Annotated in this window: 12 protein-coding genes; 5 read left to right on the plus strand and 7 right to left on the minus strand. The window is 48.5% G+C overall.

All coding sequences use genetic code 11. The features are described 5' to 3' along the window. Positions 1-52: 52 nt before the first annotated feature. Complete coding sequence (locus BTJ40_RS19725) at positions 53-1,699, minus strand: alpha-amylase family glycosyl hydrolase (protein ID WP_108734686.1); 1,647 nt, start codon at positions 1,697-1,699, stop codon at positions 53-55. A 270-nt stretch (positions 1,700-1,969) separates the two neighbouring features. Between BTJ40_RS19725 and BTJ40_RS19730 the strand changes: the two genes are divergently transcribed. The 5 genes from BTJ40_RS19730 to BTJ40_RS19750 all read left to right on the plus strand — a co-directional run bounded on the left by BTJ40_RS19730 (position 1,970) and on the right by BTJ40_RS19750 (position 9,909). Further along, positions 1,970-2,818 (plus strand): DUF3014 domain-containing protein, encoded by an 849-nt coding sequence (locus BTJ40_RS19730; RefSeq protein WP_108734687.1) that lies wholly within the window; start codon positions 1,970-1,972, stop codon positions 2,816-2,818. A 397-nt stretch (positions 2,819-3,215) separates the two neighbouring features. Continuing rightward, complete coding sequence (locus BTJ40_RS19735; protein WP_108734688.1) at positions 3,216-5,213, plus strand: DUF3857 domain-containing transglutaminase family protein; 1,998 nt, start codon at positions 3,216-3,218, stop codon at positions 5,211-5,213. A gap of 3 nt (positions 5,214-5,216) precedes the next feature. Further along, entirely contained in the window at positions 5,217-7,385 is a 2,169-nt protein-coding gene (locus BTJ40_RS19740; RefSeq protein WP_108734689.1) for an SEL1-like repeat protein, read from the plus strand. A gap of 288 nt (positions 7,386-7,673) precedes the next feature. Then, entirely contained in the window at positions 7,674-9,578 is a 1,905-nt protein-coding gene (locus BTJ40_RS19745; RefSeq protein ID WP_108734690.1) for a VCBS domain-containing protein, read from the plus strand. A 31-nt stretch (positions 9,579-9,609) separates the two neighbouring features. Further along, positions 9,610-9,909, plus strand: a complete 300-nt coding sequence (locus tag BTJ40_RS19750) for a hypothetical protein (RefSeq protein ID WP_108734691.1) — start codon at positions 9,610-9,612, stop codon at positions 9,907-9,909. A gap of 90 nt (positions 9,910-9,999) precedes the next feature. Here the strand turns inward: BTJ40_RS19750 and BTJ40_RS19755 are convergent, their stop codons facing one another. The 6 genes from BTJ40_RS19755 to BTJ40_RS19780 form a co-directional block, all read right to left on the minus strand. Next, positions 10,000-11,511 (minus strand): tryptophan halogenase family protein, encoded by a 1,512-nt coding sequence (locus BTJ40_RS19755; protein ID WP_108734692.1) that lies wholly within the window; start codon positions 11,509-11,511, stop codon positions 10,000-10,002. A gap of 137 nt (positions 11,512-11,648) precedes the next feature. Continuing rightward, positions 11,649-14,510 carry a TonB-dependent receptor gene (locus BTJ40_RS19760; protein WP_108734693.1) on the minus strand — a complete coding sequence of 954 codons (2,862 nt, stop codon included), beginning with the start codon at positions 14,508-14,510 and terminating at the stop codon, positions 11,649-11,651. Between the two features lie 170 nt (positions 14,511-14,680). After that, a complete protein-coding gene (gene glk, locus BTJ40_RS19765) occupies positions 14,681-15,643 on the minus strand; it encodes a glucokinase (RefSeq protein ID WP_108734694.1) in 963 nt (320 codons plus the stop codon). A 190-nt stretch (positions 15,644-15,833) separates the two neighbouring features. Next, positions 15,834-16,142 carry a DUF1272 domain-containing protein gene (locus BTJ40_RS19770; protein WP_108734695.1) on the minus strand — a complete coding sequence of 103 codons (309 nt, stop codon included), beginning with the start codon at positions 16,140-16,142 and terminating at the stop codon, positions 15,834-15,836. Positions 16,143-16,590: 448 nt separating this feature from the next. Beyond that, the gene (locus BTJ40_RS19775; RefSeq protein ID WP_108734696.1) at positions 16,591-16,902 is read right to left on the minus strand and encodes a cupin; all 312 of its coding nucleotides are present in this window, start codon (positions 16,900-16,902) and stop codon (positions 16,591-16,593) included. 72 nt (positions 16,903-16,974) lie between these two features. Then, positions 16,975-17,259, minus strand: a complete 285-nt coding sequence (locus BTJ40_RS19780; protein WP_157954176.1) for a hypothetical protein — start codon at positions 17,257-17,259, stop codon at positions 16,975-16,977. Between the last annotated feature and the right edge of the window lie 24 nt (positions 17,260-17,283).

Here is a 17,283-nt window from a genome sequence, read left to right on the forward strand (position 1 = left end):
AGGACGCTGAAAGCCCCAGCATTGCTATCTGCCGGGGCTTTCTTTTTTGGATTTACTGCGATTTAGCAGATAGCAGTAGCAGAGTTCCCTCGGTATCAAAAGTCACCCGGCCATCCACAACTTTGGCTCGCTTGCCCGAGTAGTAATCGGTAAGTTCGATACCATCGGCAAACACACCTTTAACTGATACGCTCTTTTCACCCGCGGGCAATTCCATCGCCACAACTACCGGCTGCTCACCAGATAAGGTACGGGAGAATGTATAAGGCTTATCCGCCAGTTTCTGGTGTACACCAGCTCCAACTGCCGGGTGCGATCGACGAAACTGCCCAAGCTTCTGCCAGTGGGCCAGTAATGCACGGGTTTCCGGCTTTTCCAAGTCATCCCAGTTCATATTGGTGCGCATAGAGGCGTCGCCGAATGCGCGATCATCAATCATGGGACGCGCCAGTTCATCACCATAATATATCTGCACTGCACCGGGCGCCAACATCAGTTTACTCGCGGCACTCTGTATGTACTGGCGCTCGCGGTCAAATGAGTGATGGTCATCGTGGGAGCCTAGATAATTCAGGACACCGAGCCCTTTTAGTTCACCACTGTTCAAGGAGGAGGAATAGCTGGAGAAAATATCCTCCGCTGGCTGGCCCGCAACCTGGGCAAAATCGAAGTTAATCAGACTGTCAAAACCGTACTGATAAAAGTCCACTTTCCGGTCGCTATAATCGTAGGAACGACCAACACTGGGACCAAAGTTGTTAACGCCGAAATGGTAAACTTCACCCACCATAAAGAAATTGCGATCGTCCAATTTCTTCTTCGGATTCTCAGCCTTCCACTCCGCCAGGGCTATATCCGCTTCCTTTTTCAGTATTGCCCAGGCTTGTGGCTCTACGTGTTTGACGGTGTCCACACGAAAACCATCGACACCGTATTCACGCACCCAGTCGGTTAACCACTTGATCAGGTAATACTTGGGGGCACGGGGATAGCCAGTGCGCTCGAAAAAGGCATCCAGCTCGCGCTGCTCCTGCTGTAGGCGGCCCTCTTTTTTCCACTTTGCCACCAGTTGCGGCGGCAACTCGACATCTTTCTCGCTCTCCGTGAGGATATCCGTCAGGTTCGCGTGAATTGCACACTCAACATTGCCAGCATAGTCCGACCAATCGCATTGCTGACTGTTGCGCAGCCAGGTAGAAGGCCATCTGGAATCCTGTTCAGTGACAGGCCCGGTGTGATTGAGAATAACATCCAGCAATACGCGAATCCCCTGGCTGTGAGCTACCTCGATCAATTCCGCCAGTTCTGCTTCAGTGCCAAAGTTGGCATCTACCGCAGTCCAGTCCTTAGGCCAGTAGCCATGGAAAGCGTAGGTGCGTTTATCGGCCTCATTGTAGCCATGGATATTCTCGATCACCGGGGCCATCCAGATAGCATCTACCCCGAGATCATTAAAATACCCGGCCTCAATTTTCTCAATAACACCGCGCAGATCCCCTCCCTCAAAGCCGCGCAGGTATGCCGCATCGTCTTTGCGGCCGTAGGGGAAATCATTGCTGCTATCGCCGTTATTAAAACGGTCCGGCAACATAAAATAGACTGTCGCATTGCGCCAAAAAGGGTCTACCGGCTCTGCAGCCACGGCAGCTTGTACACCACCCAGCATCAGGCCAATCAATAAGCTGGTGAATTTTCCCATTGTTCTCTCTTTTATTCGCCGCTCAGAATTATTCAGAAGCTCCCCAGACCACTCTAATAGGCCCAGTAAATCAAACATCCTCCCGCGCGGGGGCGTAGGTACTGCGCAGGGTTTAAGACCGGCAATAAGGTTGTGCAATTACCCCATAGTAAAACTATTTTGCGTGCGGCGCTTTTGCAGAGTAATGTAAAACCAGCAGACCGCGAGAAACCGCAGCGCTTTGTCGTGGTCCAACCGTCACATTCTGTTAGCAGTCAAAGGAGGCAGGGAATGTCGGAACAACAATCTAGGCAAGGGTGGATCATCGGCATTATTGTGGTGGTCGTTGTCGCTGCAGCAGCCTATTGGCTCTGGACCGGCGAGGAAAAGAAAAAAGAAATTCCCACCATCAGTGTTGTCGAAGAACCCCAAACTGCTCCCGAGCCAGAAGCCCTGGCACAACCTGAGAACCAGGAACCAGCCCAACCGCCCGAGGAGCCGGTCATCGAAGAGGAGCCCGGCAGAGAGCCTCCTCCCCCCCTGAACGAGAGCGACAAGGCCGCATATGACGAATTAATGTCCTTGGCACCCGACGGCGCCCTGTCCCGCTGGCTGGTACCCGATGAAGTAATACGTAAATGGGTGGCCGCCGCCAACGCAGCATCCCGTGGTGAGCTGATTCACAAGCACCGCCCGCTGAAAACCATTCGCGGCCCCATCACCGTTACCGGGTCATCTACTGAAGGCTACCAACTTTCCCCGGAAAACTACCGCCGCTATGACCAACCAGTACGATTGTTTGCACTGGCCAGTACCGATGCAATCATTACCCTTTACCAGTACTGGTATCCCCGCCTGGCACAAGCCTATGGGGAGCTGGGGATTCGCAACAAGTCATTCCACCAGGTCGTTATACAAGCAATCGACAATGTACTGGCAGCGCCAGAAGTTGAGGGCCCGATCCAATTGATACGTCCATCGGTGTACTACAAATTTGCCGACCCCAAATTGGAAAAGCTTCCCGGAATCCAGAAGCTGATGATCCGTATGGGGCCAGACAATGCAGCCCGTGTTAAGGAAAAACTGAAAGAGGTGAAGGCGAAACTCGAGGAGATGCCTGTCCAGGAGCAAACCCAATAAGCAGTCCCCAGGTCACCCGGCTTCAAACTGGGTGGCCTACCCACAAGAATCGTTCGATTTTTGATCAGCCTGTCGCCTGTACACAATTCTCCCCATTCTCACCCACTAAAGCCATCAAAAAAACTCACTCGATCCCGCCCAGCCATAGCCATTCGATATTCAGCCCCTGGCCATTGGGGTATATTACCGGCTGTTCACTAAACGATCCCAACACCAAGCGGTAATGGAGTGCCGCCGCCATATGGCAACTGGCACTGCCCGACAGGGTAAAGATCCAGGGTTCAACAGGAGCGAATCAATAGCAGGGTGCCCAGTGCTCCCTTTCCGCTTACTCTCCCCACCCCAGATCTCTTCTGTTTCCGCCGGTATAGGCTGCAGATAACAATCGAGGCTCATTTTGAAATATCGTTCCTTTGGCAAAATTCTGGCTGTCACGCTCTTATTTGCTGTATCCCTGGCCCAGGCTACCCCAGAAATCAGTATTGCCCCCACACCAGTCTGGGTGGATGCTGTCGATCTCTCGAGTAGCGTTGCTACGCCCGAAGGCAGCGTTAGGTACCACCTGAGCAACTCCCAAATCTCCCATACCAATGAGCAGCATCAATACTATTTCCAGTTGGTGATGGAGCCCTTAAATCAACAGGGCGTTAAACAGGTATCGGAACTGAACATCAGTTTTTACCCCGCATTCCAGCAGCTGCTAATTCACGAAATTACCGTCACCCGCGATGATCAAGTGATAGATCGGCTGGTAAAAGAGGACTTCAAGTTATTCCAGTCTGAGCAGGAGTTGTCCAGCAAGCTCTACTCCGAGATGTGGAATGCGCTTTACATTCTTGAGGATATCCGACCCGGTGACAAAATCTCCTACGCCTATACGCTAGAGGGCAATAACCCTATTTTTGAGCGCGGTGATTTTGGCACCTTCTACCTGTCGTGGCCGGATACCATCGATAGACGCTTTGTGAAAATCACCAGTAACAACAAGCTCAATTACCGTTTCAACAATGAAAAAGTACCAGTAAGCGTTACCCGCAATAACAATACTTTCCAGTACACGCTGGATCTGGAACAGGTATCACCGGTGCTTCAGGAGGGGGAATACCCTCACTGGCATGACCCGTTCAACTATATCCAATACTCGGGCTATAACAGCTGGGCGGAAGTGAACGATTGGGCAATGACCCTCTACGATATTGATCTCTCACTGCCACAGGAACTCACCCGGCAGCTTGATCAATGGCGAGCTGAAAAGGGGCTTGAGGAGGCTGTCAGCAAGGCTGTTGCCTACGTTCAGGAAGATATCCGCTACTTTGGTATCGAGTTCGGAATCAACTCACACCAGCCGCGAACGCCGAAGGAAACTTTAGACAAACGCTATGGCGACTGTAAAGACAAAGCCATATTACTCACCGCTATGTTATCTCATTTAGGGGTTAATTCTTATCCCGCCCTGGTGTCTTCAGGCCGTGGGCGTGACATTGCCAATGATATCCCCTCTCCAAGCTCATTTGACCATGTAATCAGTGTCATTGAACTCAATGGACAGGACTACTGGATTGACGGTACCGCCTCCGGCCAGGGCTCCAATATTGAGAACAAGGGCTTTTTTGACTATGAATTAGCCCTCCCTGTTAAGGCCGGAACTCGAGCATTAAAAGAAGTAACTACAGTTTATCCCGCCAACGGCACACTGCAGCTGGATGTCACTGAGAATTTTGAAATTAATGCGGGAGCAAATACTGCAGGTTTAACTGTAGAGTCCACCTACAGTGCCTTAAAGGCCGAACAGATGCGGCAGTTTTTCCAGTCCGCAGATTCAGAATACATAAAGAGCAATTACGCAAACTTTATGGCGACTTACTACCCAGGTATTGAAATTACATCCAATATTAATCACCGCGACAATCTGGATGAAAATATACTTCAAGTCTCAGAGCTGTATGAGATCAATGATTTTGCCGAGCTGAATACCGCACGGAAAATATTCTCACTATACGGTTCCAGTATCGCTTCTTATGTCACCAGTCCCCAGAAGCGCATTCGCCAGAGCCCACTGGCATTGGCACACCCTGTAGATATCCAGCACAAGGCAATAGCGAAGATCACCGGTGAAGTCCTGTGGCGAGAGGAGTCACAAGACCTGCAAATAGACAATCCCTGGTTTACCTTCTCGAGAACCTCCGATCATTCAGACAACAATATCTCGGTGAACTACGCCTTTAAATCCAAAACTGATCACGTTAGCAATACGGATATTGCCGAATATATGGAGCAACTCGATAAACTCGATGAAGCGCTTCAGTATCAGTTCTGGGCCAAGGGTGACAATTCCAATACCCAGGAAACCAGCAAAGCCATGAAAAATCTGGTTAAGTCACTGATCAGGAAGTAAATAATGAAAAAAATTCTCTTTACTCCCATCATTTACTTACTGGCTTCCTGTGCAACCCAAACTACAGTCGAGCCGGGTGATAGCCAAATAAGATTGTTAACCGAGCAGGTAGCCAGCGCCCCAGACACTGTCGCTTATGAGGACTTTTGGGTTGCCTACCTGGAGTCTCAGCAACCAGTGAATAATATCGCTGCCAGAGACCGCTACCAAACGGAAATGGCTGCAATAGAATCAGGACAAAAATCCTGTGAAGCAGTGGACTGGAAAGCAGTAGCCAACAACAACATCCTATCCCTGATGCCCCACCTCACCGCTGCAGAATGCTATGAATCGGTGGGGCAGTTAGAGGCTGCCAACTATCATAAAAACCTGTTTGAATTTATTGCTACAGGAATGCTTTCCGGGCGCAATGGCGAGTATAACTATAGTGCTTTTGAAGTAGCGAGCTGGGCAGATGCCGAAGATCTACTCACCATATCCGGCTATGAAATTATTGATAGCTATATTGAATTCGCTAATAGTCGCAATGCTATCTACCGTGTGTATAACGTAAGGGAAGTGGGTGGCTACCAGGTATCAAAGATTTACTTTGACAATGCACGTTTCCTGCACCGACTGCTCGCTATCCGCTATCCATTTGCCGGCACATCAGATCAACTCTACACAGATGTTATTCAGATACTGGCCCAAACAGATTATGCCGCTCGGCACGCCGAGGGCATCGTATTCCATGCAGAAGGGCAGTATCCCCAAGCTGAGCAGGCTTACCTGGATGCCATTGTTATGGGGTCCATTTCTGCCAATATCAGCCTAGGACGACTGTGTCTCAGTGGAAAAACTGAAAAATTTGCACTTAACGAGTGCGCTCAATTATTTGTTGCCGCTGCAGAGCTGGGGCTCGAAGAGGCAAAAGTTTACCTGGCCTATATGGCCTTCATGGGGCTGGGAATTGAATCTGACACAGATTTGGCAACGGCACTGCTATCCAGCGCCGAACAGCATCTGAAAAAAGGTCAGGCGGAGTACGAACTCTATTCCCTTTTTGCCTCAGAAGAATTTACCTCGGTTAACGAAGTTCGTGCCGAACAATTCTTGCAGGCCAGCGCCAATAAAAATTACCCAATGGCCTACTTTACACAGGCAATCGGTAACCTTGAACAAAATAACTACTATCAATTTGAGCAACTTATTCAAAAAGCCTCTAACAGTGGTTTTTCACCGGCCCAGTTTTTTTATGCCAGTTACCTGCTGGAGGAGAAAAAAGAAATCAGTGAGGGTATGGCACTTCTCAATGAAGCCGCGGTTGCAGGAAACCCTCCGGCACTCTATGAGAGAGGACGTATCGCACAGTTCGGCGCTCATGGCCAACCAAAAGATATGAGTCGATCTATCAGGGATTATCAAGCTGCGGCATATCGCAACCATCTCCCCGCGCAATTGAAAATGGGAGTACTGCATTCCAAAGAAGTTATTACAGATGCCAATGCAGAGATCGCCTATGCCTGGTATCTATTGTGTGGAAGAGCTGGAAACCTGGAATGCATTACCAATATGGGTTACTCAGCCGAACATGGTTATGGAGTGGAACAAAGCCCGGCCCATGCCGCAGAACTCTATCGACTCGCTGCAGCAGAAGGCTCTGCTATCTCCAATGCCAGGCTTGCTGGGCTCTATGAGACGGGCAGCGGAGTAGAAAAGGATCTGGAGCAGGCTATCCACTATTACACTCAAGCAGCAGAGAGTGGCTTGGCTAACGCAATGAACAAGCTTGGGCTCATGTATCTGGACACCAACAATGCTATCAGTGACTATTCCAGGGCACTTTATTGGTTCGAGCGGGCAGCCAATCAAAATTCAAAGTATGGATATTTTAATCAAGCCAGAATGTATGAACAGGGCCTCGGAGTAGAGGTGAATCTGGATCGAGCAATGTCACTCTATGAGGAGGCCTCCCAGAGGGGGCATGGTATGGCCTCACTTAGAATTGCTGAAGCCTACAGCCAGGGAGAATCTGTCGACAAAAACCTTGACCAGGTACTTCACTATTTGAAACTGGCTACTGAGCAAAGCGACAACCTGCAATTAAAACAAATGCTGGAAGACTGTGCCGACACAAAAGATTGTAATGTCTCACACCTAAAACAATTCCTTAGTGGGCTTTCTCAGGAGTAACAATACTTACGCGGTCAACTATTCACACCAAATAGTTGACCGCTATCAACTTATTTTTGCCAACGGGTTCCTGAATAACCCCCTCCTCAATCAGGGAAGCCTCCAATTATTTTCCTGCTTTTTCCCTGTAATTTTCTCAGTAAAATTTCCAAGGTGCGATCGATAGCACTATTTTTTATTCAGGTGCAAAACCTGTCTCAAAAGCAAGCCAGCCATCACAGAATATGACTATCGGCTCTTTATACTCCGCGTCAATCATATTTAGTACACTGGATCTATCGAGGCGATATGACCTATTCACTGAAGTTACTCACAGCTATCAGTTTATCTGTATTTCTCACTGCTTGTGGTGGGGGCGGGGGCTCCGACGACAATGATAATGAAGACACTACAGTTAGCAGCGATAGCAATTCAGGTTCTGACTCTGGCGACGACGATGGCAGCTCTGGCTCTGATGATGACAACTCCGGGTCAGGCTCGGATAACAACAACGACTCCGACAGTGATGGCTCCTCTACCATAAGCGGCAACAGTGGCAATGTCAGCGAAGATGATAAAACATCTGTTTCAGGACAACTGGTCGACAGTTCGAACAGTAACCAAACCTTTGAGTCTGGAAGTTTTCAGGGCACTTATGGTGAACTGGAAATATCTGTTAATGGCAGCTGGGCCTATAACCTCGATAGTGAACTGGCTGACCCAATCGCGGGCTCAGAGTTAGCTACCGACACATTCACTATTGGTGTCGGCTCCAGTAATTCAGAAGCCACTATTTCCATTACCATTACCGGCTACGATGATGCCTACACCTTTAGCCCCTCCAGTCCACTGGCCACTCTGGTTGTTGAAAGTAAGGAATTTGCTTCAGGCACACTCCTTTTAGAAGATGTTGATGGCAACACACCGGAGTTTATCGAGGAATCTATTAATGGTACTTACGGTAATTTAAAGCTATACAGCAATGGGGATTGGGAATATAGCCTGAATGATTCTGCAGATAATTTAAACAGTGGTGAAACCACGGAAGAAACCATTTCGTTTCAACTGAGCGATGGCTCTACCCAATCGATTACTTTTGCTGTCGTCACTATAGATGCTGAAGAAAGCAGTATCGTGTTCATTTTTATGAACTTCTCTGATGCAGTACCGACAGATACTACTGATATCTCTGATATTGCAGATATGGTATTTAACGATGAGGATTCCCTCGATAATACCTATCTTAAGAATTCACTGGGGCAGCTAAAATTTCTGCGCCATCGTATCAGTGACAACTCCCTGGAACATTACTGCTATGGGGAAGATAGCAATGAAGACAGCTCCATTGACTGTATCAGTTACGATATTCCCGATAGCCAAAATGGCGGTACTCTGAGTGTTGATGATGCGGCAGCGCGCTCCAGCCAGGGGGGAGAATATACTGACGGTGGATACACTTGGCGAGACAATGCAACCGATTGGGCCGAAGCTAATTTGGTTGATGACAACAACAACTCAATCGACTTAAGTGACTGGCGCCACCGAGTATATATCTTCCCTCCAGAAGCCAAAAATGCAGGACTTGTAGGTGCCGGCGTCGCCTCTGTTGGCGGAAAGTGGAGTATCGTAACTGCTTATACAGACCAGATGATAATGGGACATGAGCTCGGCCATAATATTGGACTCAGCCATGCCGGTAATGATGACAATAATGATGGCGACACCAACGATAGCGGCGAAAATGAGTATGGAACAAGCGGTAGCTTTATGGGGAATGCCTGGAAGTCACGCCTGTTCGGCAGTGGTCACCGGGAATACATGGGCTGGTATGATTTATTCCCCGAATATACCAAAACGGTAACACAAGCAGCCGGTAGCTCAGAGGAAGTGGAGATTGAAGCCATAGAGCTGACTGCAGGGGAACTCTCAGGAAGCCTGCCCCAGCAGCTGAAAGTTGAGAGCTCAGGCAGTAAGAATGGGGAAGATTATTACTATGTTAACTACCATATAGATCATGACATACTGAACCCTTCATCCCATATGGAAAATTCAGTATCCGTTCATTATCTTGATGGCAAACTGTTTAATCACGTAGCGGAACTTGAGGAACCTGGGGATAGCTTTACTGACTCAAATATTGGCTTAACCATTGAGTTTCAGTCCCGGGCTACCGATAGCCAGTCAGCCACTATCTTGGTCAGTTACAGTGATTAGATTTTTAATCCGTTAAAGCAGGATAAATACTATGAAAAAACTCCTTCTACTAGCATTTGCCTTTAGCTTCACGCTGTTTGCGCAAGCGGAGGAAACTGTCACCGGCACGTTAGAAGAGATTATCGCGGAAGATTTTGAAACCGGAAAATCCAAGCGTAAGTTTTCCCTGAAAGATGAACAGACTGGCCACTACTTCTTTATCGATGCCGATGAAGCCAAGCTCAAGGGCATGAAATCGGGAGACAGAGTAAAAATCCGTGGTGAGCGAGGAGAAAAACGCACACTACGTATTACAGAGTCAGAGAAAATTGAGTTAAAAGATAGTGAATAAACACTTATTTAACTAAGAAGGTTTATTTCTAAAACCAATGAAGATGGAATAGTGCTCGCGGATAACTGTGGCACTATTCCAGAATCTTATCTACCCCATTCTTAATTGGTTTAACTGATCCATATGCGACATAAAATTAAGAGCACAACGCCGGTTAAACTCCCTGATCTCTTCCATTTTATACTTGTGCGCTAGTTCATTACCTGGACGTAGCTGTTCCTGATCTGGGTAAATGCCCTTGCCGGTCAACAGGCAGTTCCACGATACATTGGGGAAGTAGACATCCAGTTTTTGATCCAGCAGTTCATCAGTAATGTTCTTACCTGCCATCCATGACATCAAGATTGAGCGCAAAGAAGGAGATATCTTTTCATTTGCCCCATTAACAATCCAGTAATCCGTATCCGTTCTCGAGCTGATACGGTAGTGGCAGACAATATAGTCCCGCACCGCATCAAAACGAGCACTGATACGATTATTAAAGTCATCCCTGAACTTATCTGTATGATCGCCATTGTTGTAAGCCTCTATAAAGCGCACCACGGTTTCCTGAACCATATCCAGCGCCGTTGCCTCCAGAGGCTCAATAAAGCCTTGAGAGAGGCCCACTGCCAGGCAATTCTTAGCCCAGTGTTGGGCAACCCGTCCCACCTTGAACTTTAATCTACGCGCCTCAACATCGCTGTTCAACAAGCCCAGGTGAGCGCGGAATTCCGTTTCCGCCTTGTCATCATCGACAAAACGAGAGCTGTAAACATAGCCATTGCCATTGCGGTTAGTCAGGGGAATTTTCCAGGCCCAACCATATTTCATCGCCGTAGAAATAGTGTGCGGCGCATACTCTTTTTCCTGATCTGTAGCAAATACAACCGCAGAATCGTTAAACAAACTCTCAGCGCTGCTAATAAAAGGAACTTTAAGAGATTGTTGTATGAGGCTTCCACGAAAGCCGGAACTATCTACATAAAGATCCGCTTTTAGCACCTCACCATCAGTAGTTTTCAAGTGGTCTATATTACCTTGCGCATCGAGCATAGCGCCGGCTACTGTCGCCACCTTGTAGTGAACCCCTTTTGTTTCGGCAACACGACGCAGAAACTGGCCCAATAAACCAGAATCAAAATGGTAGCCGTAGGCAATTTCAAAAGGGAAGTTTTCCGGCGCGACCGGAGATAATTTTTGTCGGATCATCTCTGTTGCCAGAAAGAAGTGATCCGGGTGCCCCTCCAGTTCAACGCCCTTTCTACGCAGAAAACTATTGTGAAAAAATGCCGGGATAGTAAATTGGTCCGGCTGGCCGACAAAGGGGTGAACATATTCGGTAAAGCCCGGCTTAACCGACCAGTCCCTAAAAGTAATGCCCACTTTGTAAGTAGCATTACAGGCAGGCATCCACTCCGCTTCGCTAACACCAATAGTCTCCATAAAACCTTTTAGTGGCGGAGTTGATCCCTCGCCCACACCGATAATCCCGATATCCGGTGATTCCACCAGGGTGATTTCAAACCCTTTATCCTGCCAATGGTTCGCCATCAGGTTGGCGGTTATCCAACCAGCGGTACCCCCGCCAAGAATAATTATTTTTTTACGTTGACTGCTCATGACGGCTCTCGAAAACTAGGCACCTAACTTAATTGTTTGGGCCTTTAATATTTCAAAAAAAAACCGCCCGGTAAGCGTTACTCAGCGGGCGGTCTCTTAACACATTTCCGGTTTTACGCCGGAAGAATTAGCGGTACTTAATAGCTATAGTTCAAGCCAAGGTAGAACTGACGCCCAAATTCAGTATATTCACCGAGGACACCATCCACCCCATAAGATTTCACATCAGCCTCATCAGTAAGATTATTCGCTGAGAAAATCACATCGATACCATTATCAAATGCGTAGGATATCTGTGCATCGACAGTGGTATAAGCCTGTGCTTCCACAGGTGTGGAGCTACCCGGAACCGGCATATTCAGGATAAATTCATCCCGGTAACGAACATTGACGTGAGAGCTGAAATTACCAATGTCCCAGAATACTGTAGTGCTCCAGACATTTTCAGAGAGGCCAGGCAACGGCAGATTTTCACCATAGAGGCTTCCGCCACTCACTTCGGTTTCACTCTCGGTATATGAATAACTGGCAGTCATACCCAGACCAGCCCAAATACCCGGCAGCTGATCAAAGGTTTTGGTACCCGCAAGCTCAATACCTCGAATATAGCCGCCTTTGTCGTTGTTCACGTAAGTTTCAAAAGCACCTGCTTCCAGGCCAACTGGAATTTCGATACCCAAAGAGTCAAACAACGCTGTACGATCCGTTTGGCTATCCAGATAGATATATTGTTTTTCTACCAGGCTCTCGATGTCCTTCCAGAAAATGGCTGCAGTTACCGCACCACCATCTTCAAAATAGTGCTCATAAGCCAGGTCAAACTGGTTTGCACGGAATGGATCGAGATAAGGAGAACCTTTAGTCCAAACGTTGTACTCCGTAGCACCATCGCTGTTAACGCTGTTCCAGGAGCCAGCACCGCCTTTCAGCTGCCCAACAGGCGGACGACCCATCACTTTAGCTGCTGCAAAGCGGATATAGTCCTGCTCGGTCAGCTCAAAGTTCAAGTTGAGGGAAGGCAAGGTATCCGTGTACTCGGGGCCGTACTCAACGTAGTCGTAGCTGTCTGAAGTTACTCCCACGTCATCGGTGATTTCGATACCGTTGCCAGCACCCACATTTTGAATACCGCTGGATTTTACATCGGTCTCCACAACACGCACACCGAAGTTACCTGTTACCGGGATATTACCCAATTGGGTATCGATATTAGCCATCAGGTAATAGGCAAAGACTTCCTCTTTCACAGCCCCGGACTCAACAAAAGTCCAGTCCTGGCTAAATACCTTTTTACCTTCGTAGTTACCGGCACCAAAAATACTGGAAGCCAGGGCATCCATATCGTTGACTACGAATTGCGGTATCCCGTTAGTGGATTCAACACTGACATAGCCGTCCAGCAGTTGCGGCTCACAGTCGATATCGGACAGGTTATCCGCACAGTAGTCATTGAATTGACCATCGCGGCTACCGTAAAGGAAGGCCCCACGCTCAGAATCGAAGGTGCGCTCAGAGACACGGAATCCTGTCTCAATAGAGGCAATGGCTCGCCACTCCAAGTCGAACTTGTAATCAAACTTGAATGCTTCAACTTTATCGGTGTACTCGTGTGGGTACTCTTCGTAGCGAGACAAACGCATGGTGTCCAGATCGGTGAAATCTACACCGGAGAAAACGCCTGAGGGAATACCGTCGCCATTAAGGGAATAGGCAAAGCTCTGTCCAGCCGCTTCCTCCCAGGTCTCAAGGTTACCATCGTCATCATAGGTCAGGTCATAAGCGTGCATGGACACAATCTGGTCCTTGCGTGTCTTAGTGCCCTTGCTGTAAGAGTAGTCAACGGCCAGGGTGTGGCGGTCACCAAGATTCCACTCCAGATTCAGGCCAATGCTATCGCTGTCCGCCTGGGTGGATTGATCCTCAGAGCGGGATTCAAACCAGGGGCTGGAATCGTAAACTGTTTTTGGATCGGTGATACTTACCGTCCCATCGGTAACCACACCGCCATTTACTTCAGTATCGGAAAGGGTATAACTGCCTGTATTGGCCAGACCACCAACCGTAATACCGTGGCGAGTGTCGACACGCTCAAAGTCGGATTTAAAGTAATCCAACTGGGCCTTGAAGCCATCGGTAGGTTGGAAAACGAAACTCGCTAAGTAACCATTACGAGTATCAGTACCGTCACCTGACTGCCATTGGAATGCACGCGGCAATGCATCTGCGCTGCCGTCACCATCGTAGTCAACTCCCTGCTCGTAGCCAATCTGGGCATCTGCACCCGTGCGGGATTTAACAAAGCTGTTCGGCTGCTCAAGGTGAGAATAACCCAGGGCCACGCCTACCTTGTCATCCATAAATTTACCCATATACGACAGCGTGACACGCTCACCGAACTCGTCGGCACCGACGTCGTCTGCTGCGTCGTTAAACGACATGCGTACATTGGCATTAAAGTTGTGTTCTTTCTCGGCATCAAGAGGATTAGCTGTTTTCAGCTCTACAGAGCCCGCTACACCACCTTCAATATGGGATGCCTTTGGAGACTTGTAGACCGCAGCCTGATTGATCAGCTCGGCCGGGTACTGATCAAAGGAAATCCAGCGAGTGCTCTCGGTGTAACCACTAGTGGAAGCCTGCTCGCGACCATTCAGGGTGGTCTGCAGGAAGTCGCCATTCATACCGCGAATATTGAGTTCCGACGACTGGCCGGAAGATCGCACGGTGGTTACGCCGGGCAAACGGCCCAGGGCGTCGGCGATAGATTGGTCAGGAAGAGATGACAGAGCGCCCGCATCCACCACATCGGCCACAACGTCGGCGGCGCGCTTGGCTTCAAGGGAGTCCAAAACGCTGGTGCGGATACCGGTAACTGTTACTTCTTCCAGTGTTTCCTGCTCCTGCGCAAAGGCCCCAACCGAGGTGGACACGGAGGCCGCGATGGCAGCAGATAGCAAAGTGGGTCTGAGCGCCCCTTTACCTTTATTGGATAGACTCATCATCTTCTCCCTGGACTTATCGTTATGTTGAGACCCTGCATCCTAGGGTGGCCCCTAATCCATAACATCCTCCCCCGAGGGGGGAGGAGACGGGAAAAAATGTGAGATCAATCACAGGTGTAATTTAATACATGTTTGTCAGGCTATTACCTAACAAAAGTGCCAGATAGTTACCCCTCCAGCTGCACAGCAGCTCCAATCAGGGCTTGGTAACCCGCATTCAGTGCGTATACCGGAACGGCTTCCATCCACTGAGCCACACGTCCTTTAGTCAGGAAACGCTGCTCAAATTCGCTCTCCGGTAGCAACTCGGCAATCCTGGGCAGTATACCACCGCCCAAAAATACGCCGCCACGGGCTCCCATGTACAAGGCCGCATCACCGGCGGCACTGCCGAGGAAATTAAGGAAATCTATCAAGGCTTCACGGCACAGCGGGTCTGAGCCTTCGAGACCACGGGCACTGACATCCGGGGGCATCAGGTCCTCAGCGACCTGACCGTTCAATTCGCAAACTGCACGATAGAGATTAACCAACCCATTGCCCGACAAAACCCATTCGTTAAATACCGGCACCTGGGATTTCATCAGAATTTTCAGCAGCTGTAATTCACGCTCAGTAGAAACTGTCAGGTTGGCATGGCCGCCCTCCCCAGCCAACACATGGTATCGACCGTCGGCCTCAGCCAGCCCGGCAACACCGAGCCCAGTTCCCGGACCGAGCACCGCCATAGGGGCACCCTCTACCCGGGGGGTATCGCGCAGTACCTGGTAATCCGATTCAGCGAGACGAGGCAGAGATTGCGCCAGGGCGGCAAAATCATTAATCAGTTCCAAATGAGGGAAATTAAACTCTTGTGCTAACTCCCCGGCATCAATGGTCCAGCCCAGGTTGGTCATAAATACCCGGCCACCACTTGGAGTCATCTCCAGCGGACCGGCTGCTGCAATACACGCCTTTTCCGGGCGCGGCTGGTCCAAACCATCAAGCCAGTGCTGTAAAGCTGCATCAAATCCCTCAAAGCGCTGGCAATCAACCACTTTGAGCTCTTCCAGCTGATAACCCTCTGCTACGGGCTTGGCGATGGCAAATCGGGCGTTGGTCCCACCGATATCCGCTACGATACTCGTCATAGTTATCCTTCTAACTTCCCCCAAAAAAGGCGATATAACTTAAGGCGTCAGGCAATATTTTGCCAGCCCCAAAGCTTACTACAACGGACAACTCACCCTATAAAGAAACCGCATGACCCCATGCATGGCTCAAGTAAGCATGAAAAACCGCACAATACAAAACCAGACTGAGCCCTTCGGTCACTTTATTTTAGCGATCGGCTGGGGCAATATTTTTCACGGTATCGATGAATAAGCGGATTTCATCTCTGCTAAATGGTGTATTGACCCGCTTTCGTGAGGCCGGTTGATGGCTAATACCGACACCACGACGTCGTGCAACCTGCGGTCGAATAGGGCGGGGACAAAAATTACCGCCACAGTTAGGGCAGACATTGCTGAGTAATGTTGCGACACAGGATTGGCAGAAAGTACATTCGTAAGTACATATCATCGCCTCTTTTGAATCTGGCGGTAGGTCTTTATCACAACCCTCACAGTTTGGTCTTAATTCCAGCATCTGAGTAATTCCTTATTAGCTGAACAATTTTTAGAAACTAATTACTCGTACTATTTCACCTGCTTTATGCAAAGAAAATTTCCCGCTAAAGAAGACCTATGGACAACTCGTATAGACTTTATCTCTGGCAAGGAAAACAATTAAAAACTCTTCCTGGGAAAAGATGGTCCATATTTTTCCCACTGCTATTCACAAACTGACTTCAGTAATCTTAGCCGATAAAAATACAGCAAAACCACGCCTATATTACCGAGTTATTTCCATCATAAGTGGCATAAAAAAGACAGTTAGTCGGCGTATTCTGTCATGCCTGGTTGGTACAGAGCCAATTTTAAACAGACCTTCCCCTGAGCAAGGTAAATATCTGCTCAGGGGTACTTTTGATAATGTTTAAATGGCAAAAAAACTAGGGGAATAACTAAAGAATAAACCAAGAGAAGGAAGCTACTTACACACTACCGTCCGATTCCACTACCAGAATACGAGCCTCCCCAACAGGGTGGGCTACATGTTCAGTGCCCTCGGAAGCGTAAAATATATCGCCAGGTCCCAGAAGCTCAGATTCTGTTCCGCCTTCTACTTTATAAAACATTTCTACGCGACCATCGAGAACAGCAAAGACTTCCTGACCGTCATTGATATGCCAAATATAAGGTTTATTGGTCCAATGCAGCTTAGTGGTAATTCCGTTCATATTAGCGATAAGTTGAGATGCCCAGGGCTTGTCACCAGTAAAATCGCTGCTACGTACTATCTTCATAAAGGTTATTCCAATATCACTTTATAAAAGTTCTGGCAAAGTAATTTAAAAAATCACTAACTACAAAACCGGTTATTCATAGGTAGAAGAAGCCATAGTGCCAATATCACGAGGCTTTTTTTCAGCAAGCTCATCCACCCGCCTTACTCCAAAGGTCACTGTTGGTGGGATTCCCATACCCAGATCGATATCCGCAACACGATAGTTGCATCCCCTGGCCTTGAGAATGGCATTGACCTTCTCCTGTTTTTCTACCGCTTTGATTACGGTATTGGCTATCACATCATCACTGCTAAAAGCGGTTACAGATTCATTGACCCTTTCACCAAGTTCCTTGGCTTTATCAAAAATACCCATAATCTCCATTTTCCTTATCTATTG

The organism is Microbulbifer sp. A4B17 (assembly GCF_003076275.1).
Classification (GTDB): Bacteria; Pseudomonadota; Gammaproteobacteria; order Pseudomonadales; family Cellvibrionaceae; genus Microbulbifer.

Coding starts and splice junctions, on each gene's coding strand:
- BTJ40_RS19725 (WP_108734686.1), bottom strand. CDS start 1,699: ATGGGAAAATTCACCAGCTTATTGATTGGCCTGATGCTGGGTGGTGTA.
- BTJ40_RS19730 (WP_108734687.1), top strand. CDS start 1,970: ATGTCGGAACAACAATCTAGGCAAGGGTGGATCATCGGCATTATTGTG.
- BTJ40_RS19740 (WP_108734689.1), top strand. CDS start 5,217: ATGAAAAAAATTCTCTTTACTCCCATCATTTACTTACTGGCTTCCTGT.
- BTJ40_RS19745 (WP_108734690.1), top strand. CDS start 7,674: ATGACCTATTCACTGAAGTTACTCACAGCTATCAGTTTATCTGTATTT.
- BTJ40_RS19750 (WP_108734691.1), top strand. CDS start 9,610: ATGAAAAAACTCCTTCTACTAGCATTTGCCTTTAGCTTCACGCTGTTT.
- BTJ40_RS19755 (WP_108734692.1), bottom strand. CDS start 11,511: ATGAGCAGTCAACGTAAAAAAATAATTATTCTTGGCGGGGGTACCGCT.
- BTJ40_RS19760 (WP_108734693.1), bottom strand. CDS start 14,510: ATGAGTCTATCCAATAAAGGTAAAGGGGCGCTCAGACCCACTTTGCTA.
- glk (WP_108734694.1), bottom strand. CDS start 15,643: ATGACGAGTATCGTAGCGGATATCGGTGGGACCAACGCCCGATTTGCC.
- BTJ40_RS19770 (WP_108734695.1), bottom strand. CDS start 16,142: ATGCTGGAATTAAGACCAAACTGTGAGGGTTGTGATAAAGACCTACCG.
- BTJ40_RS19775 (WP_108734696.1), bottom strand. CDS start 16,902: ATGAAGATAGTACGTAGCAGCGATTTTACTGGTGACAAGCCCTGGGCA.
- BTJ40_RS19780 (WP_157954176.1), bottom strand. CDS start 17,259: ATGGGTATTTTTGATAAAGCCAAGGAACTTGGTGAAAGGGTCAATGAA.